The following is an 18,571-nucleotide window of genomic DNA, read 5'->3' on the forward strand; positions in this document are numbered from 1 at the left end:
GGAGTAACCCGGACGGGCAGAAGGGTAGGGCAATGCGCCCCAATCTGTTACACTTCTCGAACAATTTTTTGATGAGCAGGCACTGAGATGGTGGATAATTCACAAGAAACGACGCACTTTGGTTTTCAGACTGTCGCTAAAGAGCATAAAGCGGACATGGTGGCCCACGTTTTTCATTCTGTGGCATCAAAATATGATGTTATGAATGATTTGATGTCTTTTGGCATCCATCGTTTGTGGAAGCGCTTCACCATCGACTGTAGCGGCGTCCGCCGTGGTCAGACAGTACTGGATTTAGCCGGGGGAACCGGCGATCTGACGGCTAAATTCTCCCGTCTGGTCGGGGAGACCGGCAAGGTGATTCTGGCTGACATCAATGACTCAATGCTCAAAATGGGTCGTGAAAAGCTGCGCAATATCGGCGTGATTGGCAACGTAGAATATGTTCAGGCCAATGCGGAAGCGCTGCCGTTCCCGGACAATACGTTTGACTGCATCACTATTTCCTTCGGTTTGCGTAACGTCACGGACAAAGACAAAGCCCTGCGCTCGATGTTCCGTGTCCTGAAGCCAGGTGGTCGTCTGCTGGTGCTGGAATTCTCTAAACCGATTATCGAGCCACTGAGCAAAGCGTACGACGCCTACTCGTTCCATATCCTGCCGCGTATCGGTTCAATGGTCGCCAATGATGCCGATAGCTATCGTTATCTGGCGGAATCCATCCGTATGCATCCCGATCAGGACACCTTGAAAGCGATGATGCAGGACGCCGGGTTCGAAAGTGTCGACTATTACAACCTGACAGCGGGTGTGGTTGCGCTACATCGCGGCTATAAGTTCTGACAGGAGAACGGGGATGCCTTTTAAACCCTTAGTGACTGCAGGAATGGAAAGTTTGCTTAATTCATTCCTGTATCGTTCGCCGGCGTTGAAAACGGCGCGAGCGCGTCTGCTGGGAAAAGTGCTGCGTGTAGAGCTAAAAGGCTTTTCGACATCATTAATTCTGCTGTTCAGCGAACGCCAGGTTGACGTGCTGGGCGAGTGGGCTGGCGAGGCCGATTGTACGGTGATCACTCATGCCAGCGTATTGCCAAAATTACGTGACCGCCAGCAACTGGCTGCGCTGATTCGCAGTGGCGAACTGGAAGTGCAGGGTGATATTCAGGTTGTGCAAAATTTCGTTGCCCTTGCCGACCTGGCGGAATTCGATCCTGCTGAACTGCTGGCGCCTTATACCGGCGACATCGCGGCGGAAGGGATCAGCAAAGCCCTGCGCGGCGGGGCAAAATTTCTCCGTCACGGGATCCAACGTCAGCAACGTTATGTTGCCGAAGCCATTACGGAAGAGTGGCGAATGGCACCCGGACCGTTAGAGGTTGCATGGTTCGCGGAAGAAACGGCAGCGGTGGAACGCGCTGTCGATGCGCTGACCCGGCGGCTGGAAAAACTGGAGGCTAAATGACGCCAGGTGAAGTACGGCGCCTGTATTTCATCATTCGCACTTTTTTAAGTTACGGACTTGATGAACTCATCCCCAAAATGCGGATCACGCTGCCGCTGCGGTTATGGCGTTACTGCCTGTTCTGGATGCCAAACCGGCATAAAGACAAATTATTGGGAGAGCGACTGAGACTGGCTCTGCAGGAGTTAGGGCCGGTGTGGATCAAGTTTGGTCAAATGCTCTCAACTCGCCGCGATCTCTTCCCTCCGCATATCGCCGATCAACTGGCGTTGTTACAGGACAAAGTCGCCCCCTTCGATGGCAAGCTGGCGAAAGCGCAAATCGAAGAAGCGATGGGCGGACTGCCCGTTGAAGCCTGGTTTGATGAATTCGAGATTCAGCCGCTGGCGTCGGCGTCAATTGCTCAGGTGCATACGGCGAGACTGAAATCGAACGGCAAAGAGGTCGTCATCAAAGTCATACGTCCTGACATCCTGCCGGTTATCAAAGCGGATCTACGACTGATTTATCGTCTTGCCCGCTGGGTGCCGCGCTTGCTACCGGACGGTCGCCGTCTGCGCCCGACGGAAGTGGTGCGGGAATATGAAAAAACACTGATTGATGAGCTGAACCTGCTGCGCGAATCGGCCAACGCCATTCAGCTACGGCGAAACTTTGAAGACAGCCCCATGCTCTACATCCCGGAAGTTTATTCTGACTACTGCAGTGAGAATATGATGGTGATGGAACGCATCTATGGCATCCCGGTTTCCGATGTGGTGACTCTGGAGAAAAACGGCACCAACATGAAGTTGCTGGCGGAGCGCGGCGTGCAGGTTTTCTTCACTCAGGTGTTTCGCGACAGCTTTTTCCACGCGGATATGCATCCCGGAAACATCTTTGTCAGTTATGAACACCCCGAAAACCCGAAATATATTGGCATTGATTGCGGCATTGTCGGCTCCTTAAACAAGGAAGATAAGCGTTACCTGGCGGAGAACTTTATCGCGTTCTTTAATCGTGATTACCGCAAGGTTGCGGAACTGCATGTTGATTCAGGCTGGGTTCCGCCGGATACCAACGTTGAAGAGTTTGAGTTTGCGATTCGTACCGTATGCGAGCCTATCTTCGAGAAACCGCTAGCAGAAATCTCGTTTGGTCACGTTTTGTTAAACCTTTTCAATACGGCGCGTCGATTTAACATGGAAGTGCAGCCTCAACTGGTATTGTTGCAGAAGACATTACTGTATGTTGAGGGCGTAGGACGTCAGCTGTATCCGCAGTTGGATCTCTGGAAAACGGCGAAGCCTTTTCTGGAATCATGGATTAAAGATCAGGTCGGTATTCCGGCGCTGGTCAGGGCATTTAAGGAAAAAGCGCCGTTCTGGGTCGAAAAAATGCCAGAACTCCCTGAACTGGTGTACGACAGTTTGCGCCAGGGCAAATATTTACAGCACAGTGTTGATAAGATTGCGCGCGAGCTTCAGGAGAATCATGTGCGTCAGGGCCAATCCCGTTACTTATTGGGAATTGGAGCCACGTTACTATTGAGTGGGACATTCCTGTTGATTAATCGTCCTGAATGGGGCTATATGCCCGGCTGGTTGATGGCAGGCGGTCTGGTCGCCTGGATTGTCGGCTGGCGCAAAACTCGCTGATTTTTTCATCGCTCAAGGCAGGCCGGGTAACGTATACTACGGCCTTATTAATTCATCATCTATCACAGAGGAACATGTATGGGTGGTATCAGTATTTGGCAGTTGGTGATCATTGCCGTCATCGTTGTACTGTTGTTTGGCACCAAGAAGCTCGGCTCCATCGGTTCCGATCTTGGCGCATCCATCAAAGGCTTCAAAAAAGCCATGAGTGATGATGATGCTAAACAGGATAAAGCCAGTCAGGACGCTGACTTTACCGCGAAGTCTATTACTGACAAACCGGCAGACGCTGCTAAAGAAACGGCGAAAAAAGAAGACGCGAAAAGCCACGATAAAGAGCAGGTGTAATTCGTGTTTGATATCGGCTTTAGCGAACTGTTACTGGTGTTTATTATCGGCCTCGTCGTACTGGGGCCGCAGCGATTGCCGGTAGCCGTCAAAACGATAGCTGGCTGGGTACGCGCATTGCGATCCCTTGCGACCACCGTTCAGAATGAACTGACCCAGGAGCTTAAGCTCCAGGAGTTTCAGGACAGCCTGAAAAAGGTTGAGAAAGCGAGCCTGGAAAATCTGACTCCCGAGCTGAAAGCCTCAATGGATGAACTGCGCCAGGCGGCGGAGTCAATGAAACGTTCCTATAGCGCGAACGAGCCCGAAAAAGCGAGCGATGAAGCGCACACCATCCATAACCCGGTGGTGAAAGGGAACGAAGAACAGCATGAAGGGGTCACGCCCGCTACTGCTGAAGTCCAGGCCAGCGCACCGGAACAGGCTCCTGAGATTGTCGGGGAGACGTCTCCTGCCGTCAACGTGAAGGACGCTGAACCGAAAACCGCTGCCCCTGTTGCTGGCTCCTCCCCTACGTCGAGTGATAAACCGTAAACATGGCTGTAGAAGATACTCAACCGCTTATCACGCACCTGATTGAGCTGCGTAAACGTCTGCTTAACTGCATTATTGCGGTTATCGTGATTTTTCTGGCATTGGTCTATTTTGCCAATGACATCTATCACCTGGTTTCCTCGCCGCTTATCAAACAGTTGCCGCAGGGCGCAACCATGATCGCGACGGATGTCGCATCACCGTTCTTCACCCCGATCAAATTAACCTTCATGGTGTCGCTGATCCTGTCAGCACCGGTGATCCTTTATCAGGTCTGGGCGTTTATCGCGCCAGCGCTGTATAAGCATGAACGCCGCATGGTGGTACCGTTACTGATCTCCAGCTCGTTACTGTTCTATATCGGCATGGCGTTTGCCTACTTTGTCGTGTTCCCGCTGGCGTTTGGCTTCCTTGCCAATACCGCGCCGGAAGGTGTGCAGGTCTCGACGGATATTGCCAGCTATCTGAGCTTTGTCATGGCGCTGTTTATGGCGTTCGGGGTCTCGTTTGAGGTGCCCGTTGCCATCGTGCTGCTTTGCTGGATGGGGGTGACGACACCGGAAGATTTGCGTAAAAAACGGCCTTATGTGTTAGTTGGCGCGTTTGTGGTAGGGATGTTGCTGACGCCGCCGGATGTTTTTTCGCAGACGTTACTGGCGATTCCGATGTACTTCCTGTTTGAGGTCGGCGTTTTCTTCTCACGTTTCTATGTCGGTAAGCGACAGACACGGGATGAAGATAACGAGGCGGAATCAGAAGCCGAAGCTGAGAAAGCCGAGAAGACAGAAGAGTAAATTCAACCGCCCGCCAGGGCGGTTGTCATATGGAGCGAAGCATGTTTGATATCGGCGTTAATTTAACCAGCTCGCAGTTTTTAAAAGACCGTGATGAGGTTGTGGCTCGCGCGAAGGCCGCTGGCGTGAAGGGCCTGCTTCTCACCGGAACAAACCTGCATGAAAGCCAACAGGCGCAACGACTGGCGCACATTTATCCTCACTGTTGGTCGACGGCCGGTGTTCACCCGCACGACAGTAGCCAGTGGCAGCCTGCCACAGAGGAGGCGATTGTGGCGCTGGCGTCAATGCCTGAGGTCGTGGCGATTGGCGAATGTGGCCTTGATTTCAATCGTAATTTTTCCACTCCGCAGGAACAAGAGCGGGCGTTTGATGCGCAGTTGCGTATCGCTGCTGAGTTACAGATGCCGGTTTTTATGCATTGTCGTGATGCGCATGCACGATTTCTGACGCTGCTGGATCCGTGGCTGGACAAACTCCCGGGTGCGGTGCTGCACTGCTTTACCGGCACGCGTGAAGAAATGCAGGACTGTATCGACAGAGGATTACATATCGGCATTACAGGCTGGGTCTGTGATGAGCGTCGTGGGCTGGAACTGCGCGAATTGCTACCGTTTATTCCGGCCGAACAGTTGCTGATTGAAACCGATGCGCCGTATCTGTTGCCGCGCGATCTCTCGCCGAAACCCGCATCGCGACGTAACGAACCGGCATATCTGCCACATATTCTTGAGCGTATCGCCCACTGGCGCGGAGACGATCCGCAGTGGCTTTCCGCCACAACGGATGCGAACGTCAGGAAACTGTTTGGAATGTCGTTTTAAGTCGCCGTTAAAGCTTACGGAAACCGGTGTTTTTCACGCTCTGCTTCACCTCTTTATTCAACAGGTTGAGCAGCAGCATGGAACGCGCTTCACCGTCCGGTTCAGTGAAGATCGCCTGCAGGCCTTCAAAAGCCCCTTCCGTGATGACCACTCGGTCGCCGGGGTAAGGCGTTTCAGGGTCGACAATGCCTTCTGGCTTATAGACGGAGAGCTGGTGAATCACCGTAGCAGGGACAATTGCCGGTGATGCGCCAAAGCGGACAAAATGGCTGACGCCGCGCGTGGCATTGATCGTCGTGGTATGAATCACTTCCGGGTCAAATTCCACGAACAGATAGTTAGGGAACAGGGGTTCGCTGACTGCAGTACGTTTTCCACGCACCATTTTTTCCAGGGTGATCATCGGTGTCAGGCAGCTCACTGCCTGTCTTTCGAGGTGTTCCTGAGCACGCTGAAGTTGCCCGCGTTTGCAGTACAGTAAATACCAGGATTGCATAATGGCTCTTATCCGCTTATTCGGGGCGCAAGCATAGCAAATGTAAGGCGTGAAGTTAATTATAATCCCGGTGGCGGCGGTGGGCTGCCAGAGTTCACGCTAATTTAACAAAAATACAGCATCACGATGATGAACGCCGTATAATGAGGCGCTTACGAAGAGGCCACAATGGACGCCATGAAATATCACGATTTACGCGACTTCCTGACGCTGCTTGAACAACAGGGCGAACTCAAACGCATTACGCTTGAAGTGGATCCATATCTGGAAATCACAGAAATTGCCGACCGCACGTTACGTGCCGGTGGCCCTGCGCTGCTGTTTGAAAACCCCAAAGGCTATTCAATGCCGGTGTTGTGTAACCTGTTTGGTACGCCAAAGCGTGTCGCGATGGGCATGGGGCAGGATGATGTCTCTGCGCTGCGGGAAGTGGGTAAATTACTGGCCTTTTTGAAAGAACCGGAGCCGCCGAAGGGCTTCCGCGATCTGTTTGATAAACTGCCGCAGTTCAAACAGGTGCTGAATATGCCGACGAAGCGACTGCGCGGTGCGCCTTGTCAGCAAAAAATCATCTCTGGCGATGACGTCGATTTAAACCGAATTCCCATTATGACCTGCTGGCCAGAAGATGCCGCGCCGCTCATCACCTGGGGGCTGACCGTCACGCGTGGCCCGCATAAAGAGCGGCAGAATCTGGGGATTTATCGCCAGCAGTTGATTGGCAAAAATAAATTGATCATGCGCTGGCTGTCCCATCGTGGCGGCGCGCTTGATTATCAGGAGTGGTGTGCGGCGCATCCGGGTGAACGTTTCCCGGTGTCTGTCGCCTTAGGCGCCGATCCTGCCACCATTCTTGGCGCGGTGACGCCGGTACCAGACACACTCTCAGAGTACGCCTTTGCCGGTCTGCTGCGCGGTACGAAAACCGAAGTGGTTAAATGCCTGTCTAACGATCTTGAAGTGCCTGCCAGTGCGGAAATTGTGTTGGAAGGGTATATCGATCCGGGTGAAATGGCGCCGGAAGGCCCGTATGGCGACCATACGGGGTATTACAATGAAGTGGATAGCTTCCCGGTCTTTACCGTCACGCATATTACCCAGCGTGAAGATGCGATTTACCATTCGACCTACACCGGTCGTCCGCCGGATGAGCCTGCCGTACTTGGCGTTGCGCTAAATGAAGTGTTTGTGCCGATTCTGCAAAAACAGTTCCCGGAAATCGTCGATTTTTACCTGCCGCCGGAAGGGTGCTCTTATCGCCTTGCCGTCGTCACGATTAAAAAACAGTACGCGGGGCATGCGAAACGCGTCATGATGGGTGTCTGGTCATTTTTACGCCAGTTTATGTACACCAAATTTGTTATCGTCTGTGATGATGACGTCAATGCACGCGACTGGAACGATGTGATTTGGGCGATTACCACCCGTATGGACCCGGCCAGGGACACGGTGCTGGTAGAAAATACGCCAATTGATTATCTGGATTTTGCCTCGCCGGTCTCCGGTCTGGGTTCAAAAATGGGGCTGGATGCCACGAACAAATGGCCAGGTGAAACCCAACGCGAGTGGGGACGTCCAATTAAAAAAGACCCCGACGTGACCGCCCGCATTGATGCGATTTGGGATGAACTGGCCATCTTTAATGACGGTAAAGGCGCCTGAGGCGCTCGTTTTGCCCTACAGACCCATAGAGGGAGCGCATGACAACCTTAAGCTGTAAAGTGACCTCGGTAGAAGCTATCACTGATACCGTATACCGTGTTCGTTTAGTACCCGACGCGGCATTTTCCTTTCGTGCCGGTCAATATTTGATGGTCGTGATGGATGAGCGGGATAAACGTCCGTTCTCGATGGCCTCTACGCCGGATGAGCAGGGTTTTATTGAGCTCCACATTGGCGCGTCAGAAATTAATCTCTATGCCAAAGCAGTGATGGATCGCATCCTGAAAGATCATGAGATAACGATAGATATTCCGCACGGCGACGCATGGCTGCGTGACGATGAAGAGCGTCCGCTGATCCTGATTGCTGGTGGTACGGGTTTTTCCTACGCCCGTTCCATTCTGCTGACGGCGCTGGCGCATAATCCCAATCGTGAGGTCACGATTTACTGGGGGGGACGTGAAGAGAAGCATCTCTACGATCTCTCTGAACTTGAAGCGCTCTCTGTCAACCATCCCAATCTGCGCGTCGAAGCCGTGGTGGAACAACCGGAAGCCGGCTGGCGTGGGCGTACAGGGACGGTCTTAACGGCGGTGATGCAGGATCACGGAACGCTGGCCGATCATGACATCTACATTGCCGGACGTTTTGAGATGGCGAAAATCGCGCGTGACCTGTTCTGTAATGAGCGCAGCGCACGTGAAGATCGTCTGTTTGGCGATGCGTTCTCATTTATCTAAGAAGAGAAACGAAGAAGAAAAAACCCGCCCCTGACAGGCGGGAAGAACGGCAACTAAATGGTTATACCGTGACGTTTTCGTTGTAGGCCGGATGAGATGCTTTAGCGTCGCCATCCGGCAATCGAGCCGGGGGCGCTTCGCTTACCCGGCCGACAATGAGTGAATATCTTTACACCCGCTCAAACACGGTCGCGATACCCTGACCCAACCCAATACACATCGTCGCCAGGCCGAACTGGACATCTTTGCGTTCCATCAGGTTCAACAACGTGGTGCTGATACGCGCGCCAGAACAACCCAACGGGTGACCGAGCGCGATCGCGCCGCCGTTAAGGTTGATCTTCTCGTCAATCTGCTCCATTAACCCCAGATCTTTAATACACGGCAGGATCTGCGCAGCAAACGCTTCGTTCATCTCAAACAAACCGATATCACTGGCCGAAAGCCCCGCTTTTTTCAGCGCCAGTTTCGACGCCGGAACCGGACCGTATCCCATGATGGAAGGATCACAACCGACCACCGCCATTGAGCGCACGCGGGCGCGTGGTTTCAGACCTAACTCGCGTGCACGACTCGCGCTCATCACCAGCATGGCGGCGGCACCATCGGAGAGTGCAGAAGAGGTTCCTGCGGTGACCGTGCCGCTGACCGGGTCAAACGCCGGACGCAGGGTAGATAACGCTTCAACCGTGGTTTCCGGACGGATCACTTCGTCGTAGTTAAACTGCTTCAGCACGCCATCGGCGTCATGCCCACCGGTTGGGATAATTTCGTTCTTAAACGCGCCGGACTGCGTGGCGGCCCAGGCGCGGGCGTGTGAACGTGCGGCAAAGGCATCCTGCATTTCACGGCTGATGCCGTGCATGCGTGAGAGCATCTCCGCCGTTAGTCCCATCATGCCCGCCGCTTTGGCGACGTTACGGCTCAGACCTGGGTGAAAATCGACGCCGTGGCTCATCGGCACATGGCCCATATGCTCCACGCCACCCACCAGACAGGCCTGTGCATCACCGGTCATAATCATTCGTGCGGCGTCATGCAATGCCTGCATGGAAGAGCCGCACAGACGGTTGACGGTCACCGCCGGAACGGAGTGTGGAACTTCCGCCAGCAGCGCCGCGTTACGGGCGATGTTAAAGCCCTGCTCCAGCGTCTGCTGCACGCAACCCCAGTAGATGTCATCAAGCGCCGCCGCTTCAAGCGCCGGATTACGCGCCAGAAGACTACGCATCAAATGTGCGGAGAGATCTTCCGCACGCACGTTGCGAAACGCGCCCCCTTTCGAACGGCCCATCGGGGTACGGATCGCATCAACAATTACAACCTGTTCCATTGTGACTCCTTAAGCCGTTTTCAGGTCGCCGACCGGACGGGCAGGCTCAACCGGGGGATAATACGGTTCGTTATGACGCGCTTTATTACGCAGACCTTCCGGAACGTCGTATAACGGACCGAGGTGCTGATACTGTTGCGCCATATCGAGATACTTCGCGCTGCCGAGCGTATCCAGCCAGCGGAACGCGCCGCCGTGGAACGGAGGGAAGCCCAGACCGTAAACCAGTGCCATATCGGCCTCTGCCGGACTGGCGATAATGCCTTCTTCGAGACAGCGCACCACTTCGTTGACCATCGGGATCATCATACGGGCGATAATTTCGTCTTCGCTGAAATCACGCTTCGCGTTACTGACGTCAGCCAGCAGGTCATCAACGGTGGCATCCTCTTCTTTCTTCGGCTTACCTTTGTTGTCTTCTTTATAGCGCCAGAAGCCCAGACCGTTTTTCTGACCAAAACGACTGGCGTCAAACAGCGCATCGATCGCGTCGCGATAATCTTTTTGCATCCGCTGCGGGAAGCCTGCGGACATCACGGCCTGCGCGTGATGCGCTGTATCAATGCCGACAACATCAAGCAGGTATGCCGGGCCCATCGGCCAGCCGAACTGTTTTTCCATGACCTTGTCAACTTTGCGGAAGTCCGCTCCGTCGCGCAGCAACTGGCTGAATCCCGCGAAGTAAGGGAACAGTACGCGGTTTACAAAGAAGCCAGGGCAGTCGTTCACCACAATCGGTGTTTTGCCCATTTTGCTTGCCCAGGCGACTACTTTCGCGATGGTTTCATCGGCGCTTTTCTCGCCACGAATGATCTCAACCAGCGGCATCCGGTGAACCGGGTTAAAGAAATGCATCCCGCAGAAATTTTCCGGGCGTTTCAGCACGCTTGCCAGTTCACTGATGGGAATGGTGGAGGTGTTAGAGGCCAGCACGGTATCCGGGCGAACCTTGTCTTCCGTTTCGGACAGCACCGCTTTTTTGACTTTCGGGTTTTCAACCACGGCTTCGACCACGACGTCCACGCGATCAAAACCGGCATAGTCCAGCGTAGGGTGAATGGTCGAAATCACGCCCGCCATCTTCAGACCGTCAATTTTGCCGCGCTCAAGCTGTTTGTTCAGCAGCTTAGCCGCTTCGGTCATTCCGAGGGTCAGGGATTTGTCGTTGATATCTTTCATGATAACCGGCACGCCTTTCCACGCCGACTGATACGCGATACCGCCGCCCATAATGCCTGCGCCCAGCACAGCAGCCTGTTTTGGCGTCTCAACGTCTTTGGTCAGCTTCTTCGCTTTGCCTTTCACATATTGGTCGTTAAGGAAGATACCGACCAACGCGCGGGCTTCATTGGTGTGCGCCAGCGGAACAAAACTTTTGTTTTCCAGATTAAGCGCTTCTTCACGGCCAAAACGCGCGGCGGCTTCAATGGTTTTCACTGCAGTCATCGGGGCCGGGTAATGTTTGCCTGCCGTTTGCGCGACCATGCCTTTGGCAATGGTAAAGCTCATGGCAGCTTCAATTTTGCTGAGCTTCAGCGGTTCCAGCTTCGGCTGACGCTTCGCTTTCCAGTCCAGATCGCCGCTGATGGCCTGACGTAAAACTGCTTTTGCGCCTTCAATCAGTTTTTCCGCTTTCACGACGCCATCGACCAGACCGATTTTCAGCGCCTGTTCAGCACCAACGTCTTTACCGGCAGCAATGATCTCCAGTGCGCTGTCCGCGCCTAACATGCGCGGCATACGTACGGAACCGCCAAAGCCTGGCATGATGCCCAGCTTTGTTTCTGGTAGACCGATACGCAGATCCGGCGTCGCCAGGCGGTAATCGGTCGCCAGTACGCATTCGCAGCCGCCACCTAACGCATAGCCGTTAACCGCAGAGAGCGTGGGGACCGGCAGATCTTCCAGACGGTTAAAGACGCTGTTGGCGAAATGCAACCACTGGCTGAGCTGTTCTTCGGGAACGAGAAACAGCGAAAGGAATTCGGTGATATCGGCACCGACGATAAAGGCTGCTTTATTCGAACGCAGCAGCAGCCCTTTTAAATCTGTTTGTTTTTCCAGTACGTCCAGCGCCTGGCCGAGGCTGGCGACGGTTGCCGTGTCGAGTTTGTTCACTGAGCCTGGGGCATCGAACACCAGTTCGGCGATGCCATCTTCCAGCCAGTCGAGGTACAGGTTGTCGCCTTTGTAAAGCATGTCAGTCTCCTGAATCCGCAAGGTGATCTGGTCATACCAGATGAAGCGAAGTGTGTATTTTATGTTAATAAAATGCAAATGACTGATTAAAAAAATGCCGATCCGATCACACCTGGTAGAAATCACGCTCTCGTGAATCGATGTGCTAAGATGCGGAGACTTGAGGTCGAAAAAAACAGAAGGATAGAAAATGGAATCACTGGCCGCACTCTATAAAAATCATATCGTTACCTTACAAGAACGGACGCGTGATGCGTTGGAACGCTTTAAGCTTGATGCGCTGCTTATTCACTCCGGCGAGCTGGTTAACGTTTTTCTCGACGATCATCCTTACCCGTTTAAGGTTAATCCGCAGTTTAAAGCCTGGGTGCCGGTGACTCAGGTTCCCAACTGCTGGTTGCTGGTTGATGGGGTGAACAAACCCAAACTGTGGTTTTACTTGCCGGTCGATTACTGGCACAACGTTGAACCGCTGCCGACCTCCTTCTGGACTGAAGAAGTTGAGGTGATTGCCCTGCCGAAGGCGGATGGCATTGGCAGTCAATTGCCTGCCGCGCGCGGCAATATTGGTTATATCGGCCCGGTTCCAGAGCGTGCGTTGCAACTGGAGATCGCCGCCAGCAATATCAATCCGAAAGGGGTGATCGACTATCTGCACTATTACCGCGCCTACAAAACGGACTACGAACTGGCCTGCATGCGCGAAGCGCAGAAAATGGCGGTGAATGGACACCGTGCGGCGGAAGAAGCCTTCCGTTCGGGGATGAGCGAGTTTGATATCAACCTGGCCTATCTGACTGCGACCGGTCACCGCGACACCGATGTGCCGTACAGCAATATCGTGGCGCTGAACGAGCATGCGTCGGTTTTGCATTATACGAAGCTGGATCATCAGGCACCGTCTGAAATCCGCAGCTTCTTGCTGGATGCCGGTGCGGAGTACAACGGTTATGCCGCAGACCTGACCCGTACCTGGTCGGCGAAAAGCGACAACGAGTATGCGCAGTTAGTGAAAGATGTGAATGACGAACAGTTGGCGCTGATTGCCACCATGAAAGCGGGTGTCAGCTATGTGGATTATCATGTTCAGTTCCATCAGCGTATTGCAAAACTGCTGCGTAAGCATCAGCTCGTCACCGACATGAGCGAAGAGGCGATGGTCGAAAACGATCTCACCGGACCGTTTATGCCGCACGGGATTGGCCATCCGCTGGGCCTGCAGGTGCATGATGTCGCGGGCTTTATGCAGGATGACACCGGTACGCATCTCGCCGCGCCGTCCAAATATCCGTATCTGCGCTGCACCCGTGTGCTCCAGCCGGGCATGGTGTTGACCATTGAACCGGGCTTTTACTTCATCGAATCGCTGCTCGCGCCGTGGCGTGAAGGGCAGTTCAGCAAACACTTCAACTGGCAGAAAATTGAAGCGCTGAAACCGTTTGGTGGTATTCGTATTGAAGATAACGTGGTGATCCACGAGAACAACGTTGAAAACATGACGCGGGATCTGAAACTGGCGTAATGGACAGTTGGTTAATCCCTGCGGCGCCGGTCACCGTTGTCGAAGAGATCAAAAAAAGCCGCTTCATTACGTTGTTGGCGCATACCGATGGCGTAGAGGCGGCAAAAGCGTTTGTGGAATCAGTCAGAGCGGAGCACCCGGACGCCCGTCACCATTGCGTGGCGTGGGTGGCGGGAGCGCCGGATGATTCGCAGCAATTGGGCTTTTCAGATGATGGTGAACCGGCGGGAACGGCAGGCAAGCCGATGCTCGCGCAGTTGATGGGCAGCGGCGTTGGGGAAATTACCGCCGTTGTGGTGCGCTATTACGGCGGGATCTTACTCGGCACTGGCGGACTGGTTAAAGCCTACGGCGGTGGCGTAAACCAGGCATTGCGTCAGTTAACGACACAGCGCAAGACGCCATTAACCGAATATACTTTGCAGTGTGAGTACGCGCAGTTGGCTGGCGTTGAAGCACTTCTGGGTCAATATGGCGGCAAAATCGTCACCAGTGATTACCAGGCATTCGTTCGGTTACGGGTGGCGCTTCCTTATGCGAAAGTGGATGAATTTTCAGCAAAGCTGGCGGATTTTAGTCGTGGTTCATTGCAATTATTAGCGATTGAAGAATAATCCCCACCTCATTTTGAAGAACTAAGGAAGCGGCAGAGATGCATTTTCGCGCCATTACCCGAATTGTAGGACTACTGGTTATCTTATTTTCGGGCACGATGATCCTCCCGGGGCTGGTAGCGCTTATCTATCGTGATGGGGCGGGACGCGCATTTACGCAAACCTTTTTTGTCGCACTGGTGATTGGCTCCATGTTGTGGTGGCCGAACCGTCGTGAGAAAGGCGAACTGAAATCCCGTGAAGGGTTTCTGATCGTGGTACTGTTCTGGACCGTGCTGGGTAGCGTGGGTGCGTTACCCTTCATTTTTTCTGAAAGCCCGAACCTCACGATTACCGATGCGTTTTTCGAATCATTCTCCGGACTGACCACGACCGGCGCTACCACGCTGGTGGGGCTGGATTCGCTGCCGCATGCGATCCTCTTTTATCGCCAGATGCTGCAATGGTTCGGTGGGATGGGAATCATTGTGCTGGCCGTCGCGATCTTGCCGATACTCGGCGTCGGTGGGATGCAGCTCTATCGCGCTGAAATGCCAGGGCCGCTGAAAGATAACAAGATGCGCCCGCGTATTGCCGAAACGGCAAAAACGCTGTGGCTGATCTACGTCCTGCTGACGGTCGCCTGCGCGCTGGCGCTGTGGTTTGCCGGCATGCCAGCGTTTGACGCCATCGGACACAGTTTCGCTACTATCGCGATCGGCGGGTTTTCTACCCATGATGCCAGCGTGGGTTATTTTGACAGCCCAACGATTAACACTATCATCGCTATCTTCTTATTAATCTCCGGCTGTAACTACGGTCTGCACTTCTCGTTACTGAGTGGCCGCAGCCTGAAGGTTTACTGGCGTGACCCCGAATTTCGCATGTTCATTGGCGTCCAACTGACACTGGTGGTCATCTGCACATTAGTGCTCTGGTTCCATAACATCTATAACTCCGCACTGACGACGCTCAATCAGGCCTTTTTCCAGGTGGTGTCGATGGCGACTACGGCCGGATTTACCACCGACAGTATTGCGCGCTGGCCGCTTTTCCTGCCGGTATTGCTGCTATGTTCTGCGTTTATCGGCGGCTGTGCAGGGTCAACGGGCGGGGGACTGAAGGTTATCCGTATCCTCTTGCTGTTCAAACAGGGGAACCGCGAGCTGAAGCGCCTGGTGCATCCCAATGCGGTCTATAGCATCAAACTGGGGAATCGCGCGCTGCCGGAGCGTATTCTTGAAGCGGTCTGGGGATTTTTCTCGGCGTATGCGCTGGTTTTTATTGTCAGTATGCTGGCGATTATCGCGACTGGTGTGGACGATTTCTCGGCCTTTGCTTCCGTGGTGGCGACGTTGAACAACCTTGGGCCCGGGCTGGGCGTCGTGGCGGACAACTTTGCCAGTATGAATCCAGTGGCAAAATGGATCCTGATTGCCAATATGCTGTTCGGTCGTCTGGAAGTCTTCACTTTGCTGGTACTTTTTACCCCGACCTTCTGGCGTGAATAATGGAGTAACACGTGAAAACACTGATTCTTTTCTCATCTCGCGATGGACAGACCCGGGAAATCGCTGCTTATCTGGCGTCAGAACTCAAAGAGCTTGGCGTTTGTACGGATGTCGTCAACCTGCATCGTACCGAAGAGCCTGACTGGGAACGCTATGACCGTGTGGTCATTGGCGCATCCATTCGTTATGGACACTATCATTCTGCATTTCTCGAGTTTGTGAAGAAACATGCGACGCGACTGAATCACATGCCAAGCGCGTTTTACTCCGTCAACCTGGTGGCGCGTAAACCGGAAAAGCGGACGCCGCAGACCAACAGCTACGCGCGCAAGTTTTTAATGAACTCACAGTGGCGGCCAGACCGTTCTGCGGTTATCGCCGGGGCGCTGCTGTACCCACGCTATCGCTGGTATGATCGCATGATGATTCAACTCATTATGAAAATGTCGGGCGGCGAAACGGATACGCGCAAAGAAGTTATCTATACCGACTGGGAGCAAGTGGCGAGTTTTGCCCGCGAAATCGCCCAGTTAACCCCCGATTCGGTGGTTAAATAAACGCAAAGAATAAAAAATGCGCACTCGGAAAATTATTTTAAATTTCCCCTTGTCAGCCCGAAATAACTCCCTATAATGCGCCTCCACTGACACGGAACAACGGCACGCAAGCCGCCGGGTCAGCGGGGTTATCCGGTGAAAACCAGTGATGAACACCAACAGAGAAAAGCGAAATAAATGCTTGACTCTGAATGAGGAAAACGTAATATACGTGACCTCGCGACAGAGCGCTAAAGCGCGTCGCAACTGCTCTTTAACAATTTATCAGACAATCTGTGTGGGCACTCAGAGTGACATGGATTCTTAACGTCGCAAGACGAAAAATGAATACCAAGTCTCAAAGAGTGAACACGTAATTCATTACGACGTTTAATTCTAGGAGCATCAAACTTAAATTGAAGAGTTTGATCATGGCTCAGATTGAACGCTGGCGGCAGGCCTAACACATGCAAGTCGAACGGTAACAGGAAGCAGCTTGCTGCTTTGCTGACGAGTGGCGGACGGGTGAGTAATGTCTGGGAAACTGCCCGATGGAGGGGGATAACTACTGGAAACGGTAGCTAATACCGCATAATGTCGCAAGACCAAAGAGGGGGACCTTCGGGCCTCTTGCCATCGGATGTGCCCAGATGGGATTAGCTTGTTGGTGAGGTAACGGCTCACCAAGGCGACGATCCCTAGCTGGTCTGAGAGGATGACCAGCCACACTGGAACTGAGACACGGTCCAGACTCCTACGGGAGGCAGCAGTGGGGAATATTGCACAATGGGCGCAAGCCTGATGCAGCCATGCCGCGTGTATGAAGAAGGCCTTCGGGTTGTAAAGTACTTTCAGCGGGGAGGAAGGGGTTAAGGTTAATAACCTTAGCCATTGACGTTACCCGCAGAAGAAGCACCGGCTAACTCCGTGCCAGCAGCCGCGGTAATACGGAGGGTGCAAGCGTTAATCGGAATTACTGGGCGTAAAGCGCACGCAGGCGGTCTGTCAAGTCGGATGTGAAATCCCCGGGCTCAACCTGGGAACTGCATTCGAAACTGGCAGGCTTGAGTCTCGTAGAGGGGGGTAGAATTCCAGGTGTAGCGGTGAAATGCGTAGAGATCTGGAGGAATACCGGTGGCGAAGGCGGCCCCCTGGACGAAGACTGACGCTCAGGTGCGAAAGCGTGGGGAGCAAACAGGATTAGATACCCTGGTAGTCCACGCCGTAAACGATGTCTATTTGGAGGTTGTGCCCTTGAGGCGTGGCTTCCGGAGCTAACGCGTTAAATAGACCGCCTGGGGAGTACGGCCGCAAGGTTAAAACTCAAATGAATTGACGGGGGCCCGCACAAGCGGTGGAGCATGTGGTTTAATTCGATGCAACGCGAAGAACCTTACCTGGTCTTGACATCCACAGAACTTGGCAGAGATGCCTTGGTGCCTTCGGGAACTGTGAGACAGGTGCTGCATGGCTGTCGTCAGCTCGTGTTGTGAAATGTTGGGTTAAGTCCCGCAACGAGCGCAACCCTTATCCTTTGTTGCCAGCGGTTAGGCCGGGAACTCAAAGGAGACTGCCAGTGATAAACTGGAGGAAGGTGGGGATGACGTCAAGTCATCATGGCCCTTACGACCAGGGCTACACACGTGCTACAATGGCATATACAAAGAGAAGCGACCTCGCGAGAGCAAGCGGACCTCATAAAGTATGTCGTAGTCCGGATTGGAGTCTGCAACTCGACTCCATGAAGTCGGAATCGCTAGTAATCGTGGATCAGAATGCCACGGTGAATACGTTCCCGGGCCTTGTACACACCGCCCGTCACACCATGGGAGTGGGTTGCAAAAGAAGTAGGTAGCTTAACCTTCGGGAGGGCGCTTACCACTTTGTGATTCATGACTGGGGTGAAGTCGTAACAAGGTAACCGTAGGGGAACCTGCGGTTGGATCACCTCCTTACCTTAAAGAACCTGCCTTTGTAGTGCCCACACAGATTGTCTGATGAAAAACGAGCAGTAAAACCTCTACAGGCTTGTAGCTCAGGTGGTTAGAGCGCACCCCTGATAAGGGTGAGGTCGGTGGTTCAAGTCCACTCAGGCCTACCAAATTCGCTCCCGTGCTTTGTTGTGGCAAAGCTCACATACTTTACGTATGCTTCGCTTCACCACGCCGCGCCCGGAAACGAATTGGGGATGAGGTTTTAACTACACTGTATGGGGCTATAGCTCAGCTGGGAGAGCGCCTGCTTTGCACGCAGGAGGTCTGCGGTTCGATCCCGCATAGCTCCACCATACTGTAGAACGTAATCAAGAAAACTTCAGAGTGTACCTGAAAGGGTGCGCTGCGAAGTTTTGCTCTTTAAAAATCTGGATCAAGCTGAAAAT

The 18,571-nt window shown here is 53.5% G+C and carries 16 protein-coding genes, 2 tRNA genes and 1 rRNA gene; 16 read left to right on the top strand and 3 right to left on the bottom strand.

Annotated elements, in window-relative coordinates; all coding sequences use genetic code 11:
• Positions 1–87: 87 nt before the first annotated feature.
• The 7 genes from ubiE to tatD all read left to right on the top strand — a co-directional run bounded on the left by ubiE (position 88) and on the right by tatD (position 5,599).
• Entirely contained in the window at positions 88–843 is a 756-nt protein-coding gene (gene ubiE / locus C2U53_RS10360) for a bifunctional demethylmenaquinone methyltransferase/2-methoxy-6-polyprenyl-1,4-benzoquinol methylase UbiE (protein ID WP_042326162.1), read from the top strand.
• 13 nt (positions 844–856) lie between these two features.
• The gene (gene ubiJ / locus C2U53_RS10365) at positions 857–1,462 is read left to right on the top strand and encodes a ubiquinone biosynthesis protein UbiJ (protein ID WP_042998825.1); all 606 of its coding nucleotides are present in this window, start codon (positions 857–859) and stop codon (positions 1,460–1,462) included.
• Complete coding sequence (ubiB, locus tag C2U53_RS10370) at positions 1,459–3,099, top strand: ubiquinone biosynthesis regulatory protein kinase UbiB (RefSeq protein WP_044258310.1); 1,641 nt, start codon at positions 1,459–1,461, stop codon at positions 3,097–3,099. The genes ubiJ and ubiB overlap by 4 nt, the downstream gene beginning before the upstream one ends.
• Positions 3,100–3,177: 78 nt before the next feature.
• A complete protein-coding gene (gene tatA / locus C2U53_RS10375; RefSeq protein WP_042998827.1) occupies positions 3,178–3,447 on the top strand; it encodes a Sec-independent protein translocase subunit TatA in 270 nt (89 codons plus the stop codon).
• A 3-nt stretch (positions 3,448–3,450) separates the two neighbouring features.
• Positions 3,451–3,981, top strand: coding sequence for a Sec-independent protein translocase protein TatB (gene tatB, locus C2U53_RS10380; protein ID WP_042998828.1), 531 nt, complete (start codon positions 3,451–3,453; stop codon positions 3,979–3,981).
• A gap of 2 nt (positions 3,982–3,983) precedes the next feature.
• A complete protein-coding gene (gene tatC, locus C2U53_RS10385) occupies positions 3,984–4,775 on the top strand; it encodes a Sec-independent protein translocase subunit TatC (RefSeq protein WP_042998829.1) in 792 nt (263 codons plus the stop codon).
• A gap of 41 nt (positions 4,776–4,816) precedes the next feature.
• Positions 4,817–5,599: a 3'-5' ssDNA/RNA exonuclease TatD gene (gene tatD / locus C2U53_RS10390; RefSeq protein ID WP_104445877.1), complete on the top strand. Its 783-nt coding sequence runs from the start codon at positions 4,817–4,819 to the stop codon at positions 5,597–5,599.
• Positions 5,600–5,606: 7 nt separating this feature from the next.
• On the opposite strand, the gene rfaH is transcribed toward tatD, so the two are convergent.
• Complete coding sequence (rfaH, locus tag C2U53_RS10395) at positions 5,607–6,095, bottom strand: transcription/translation regulatory transformer protein RfaH (RefSeq protein ID WP_042998831.1); 489 nt, start codon at positions 6,093–6,095, stop codon at positions 5,607–5,609.
• A gap of 168 nt (positions 6,096–6,263) precedes the next feature.
• Here rfaH and ubiD point away from each other — a divergent pair, with 168 nt between their 5' ends.
• Positions 6,264–7,757 carry a 4-hydroxy-3-polyprenylbenzoate decarboxylase gene (ubiD, locus tag C2U53_RS10400; protein ID WP_044327658.1) on the top strand — a complete coding sequence of 498 codons (1,494 nt, stop codon included), beginning with the start codon at positions 6,264–6,266 and terminating at the stop codon, positions 7,755–7,757.
• Between the two features lie 38 nt (positions 7,758–7,795).
• Positions 7,796–8,497 (top strand): NAD(P)H-flavin reductase, encoded by a 702-nt coding sequence (gene fre, locus C2U53_RS10405; RefSeq protein ID WP_044258316.1) that lies wholly within the window; start codon positions 7,796–7,798, stop codon positions 8,495–8,497.
• A gap of 169 nt (positions 8,498–8,666) precedes the next feature.
• On the opposite strand, the gene fadA is transcribed toward fre, so the two are convergent.
• A complete protein-coding gene (fadA, locus tag C2U53_RS10410) occupies positions 8,667–9,830 on the bottom strand; it encodes an acetyl-CoA C-acyltransferase FadA (protein ID WP_046402115.1) in 1,164 nt (387 codons plus the stop codon).
• A 9-nt stretch (positions 9,831–9,839) separates the two neighbouring features.
• The gene (gene fadB, locus C2U53_RS10415) at positions 9,840–12,029 is read right to left on the bottom strand and encodes a fatty acid oxidation complex subunit alpha FadB (RefSeq protein WP_090050808.1); all 2,190 of its coding nucleotides are present in this window, start codon (positions 12,027–12,029) and stop codon (positions 9,840–9,842) included.
• Positions 12,030–12,219: 190 nt separating this feature from the next.
• On the opposite strand from fadB, the gene pepQ reads away from it, so the two are divergent.
• The 7 genes from pepQ (at position 12,220) to C2U53_RS10450 (ending at position 18,478) form a co-directional block, all read left to right on the top strand.
• Positions 12,220–13,551 carry a Xaa-Pro dipeptidase gene (gene pepQ, locus C2U53_RS10420; RefSeq protein WP_042998835.1) on the top strand — a complete coding sequence of 444 codons (1,332 nt, stop codon included), beginning with the start codon at positions 12,220–12,222 and terminating at the stop codon, positions 13,549–13,551.
• Positions 13,551–14,165, top strand: coding sequence for an IMPACT family protein (locus C2U53_RS10425; RefSeq protein ID WP_042998836.1), 615 nt, complete (start codon positions 13,551–13,553; stop codon positions 14,163–14,165). Before pepQ ends, C2U53_RS10425 begins: the two co-directional genes overlap by 1 nt.
• A 38-nt stretch (positions 14,166–14,203) precedes the next feature.
• The gene (gene trkH / locus C2U53_RS10430; RefSeq protein WP_042998837.1) at positions 14,204–15,655 is read left to right on the top strand and encodes a Trk system potassium transporter TrkH; all 1,452 of its coding nucleotides are present in this window, start codon (positions 14,204–14,206) and stop codon (positions 15,653–15,655) included.
• A gap of 11 nt (positions 15,656–15,666) precedes the next feature.
• Entirely contained in the window at positions 15,667–16,212 is a 546-nt protein-coding gene (hemG, locus tag C2U53_RS10435) for a menaquinone-dependent protoporphyrinogen IX dehydrogenase (protein WP_042998838.1), read from the top strand.
• 392 nt (positions 16,213–16,604) lie between these two features.
• Positions 16,605–18,146 (top strand): 16S ribosomal RNA (locus C2U53_RS10440).
• A gap of 69 nt (positions 18,147–18,215) precedes the next feature.
• Positions 18,216–18,292: transfer RNA gene (locus tag C2U53_RS10445), tRNA-Ile, on the top strand.
• Positions 18,293–18,402: 110 nt separating this feature from the next.
• Positions 18,403–18,478, top strand: a tRNA-Ala gene (locus C2U53_RS10450).
• Positions 18,479–18,571 lie beyond the last annotated feature (93 nt).

This window comes from Citrobacter sp. CFNIH10, from assembly GCF_002934585.1.
GTDB lineage: Bacteria > Pseudomonadota > Gammaproteobacteria > Enterobacterales > Enterobacteriaceae > Citrobacter_A > Citrobacter_A amalonaticus.

Excerpts from the sequence above, each read along its gene's own strand:
- ubiE (WP_042326162.1), top strand. The coding sequence starts at position 88 with ATGGTGGATAATTCACAAGAAACGACGCACTTTGGTTTTCAGACTGTC.
- ubiJ (WP_042998825.1), top strand. The coding sequence starts at position 857 with ATGCCTTTTAAACCCTTAGTGACTGCAGGAATGGAAAGTTTGCTTAAT.
- ubiB (WP_044258310.1), top strand. The coding sequence starts at position 1,459 with ATGACGCCAGGTGAAGTACGGCGCCTGTATTTCATCATTCGCACTTTT.
- tatA (WP_042998827.1), top strand. The coding sequence starts at position 3,178 with ATGGGTGGTATCAGTATTTGGCAGTTGGTGATCATTGCCGTCATCGTT.
- tatC (WP_042998829.1), top strand. The coding sequence starts at position 3,984 with ATGGCTGTAGAAGATACTCAACCGCTTATCACGCACCTGATTGAGCTG.
- tatD (WP_104445877.1), top strand. The coding sequence starts at position 4,817 with ATGTTTGATATCGGCGTTAATTTAACCAGCTCGCAGTTTTTAAAAGAC.
- rfaH (WP_042998831.1), bottom strand. The coding sequence starts at position 6,095 with ATGCAATCCTGGTATTTACTGTACTGCAAACGCGGGCAACTTCAGCGT.
- ubiD (WP_044327658.1), top strand. The coding sequence starts at position 6,264 with ATGGACGCCATGAAATATCACGATTTACGCGACTTCCTGACGCTGCTT.
- fre (WP_044258316.1), top strand. The coding sequence starts at position 7,796 with ATGACAACCTTAAGCTGTAAAGTGACCTCGGTAGAAGCTATCACTGAT.
- fadA (WP_046402115.1), bottom strand. The coding sequence starts at position 9,830 with ATGGAACAGGTTGTAATTGTTGATGCGATCCGTACCCCGATGGGCCGT.
- fadB (WP_090050808.1), bottom strand. The coding sequence starts at position 12,029 with ATGCTTTACAAAGGCGACAACCTGTACCTCGACTGGCTGGAAGATGGC.
- pepQ (WP_042998835.1), top strand. The coding sequence starts at position 12,220 with ATGGAATCACTGGCCGCACTCTATAAAAATCATATCGTTACCTTACAA.
- C2U53_RS10425 (WP_042998836.1), top strand. The coding sequence starts at position 13,551 with ATGGACAGTTGGTTAATCCCTGCGGCGCCGGTCACCGTTGTCGAAGAG.
- trkH (WP_042998837.1), top strand. The coding sequence starts at position 14,204 with ATGCATTTTCGCGCCATTACCCGAATTGTAGGACTACTGGTTATCTTA.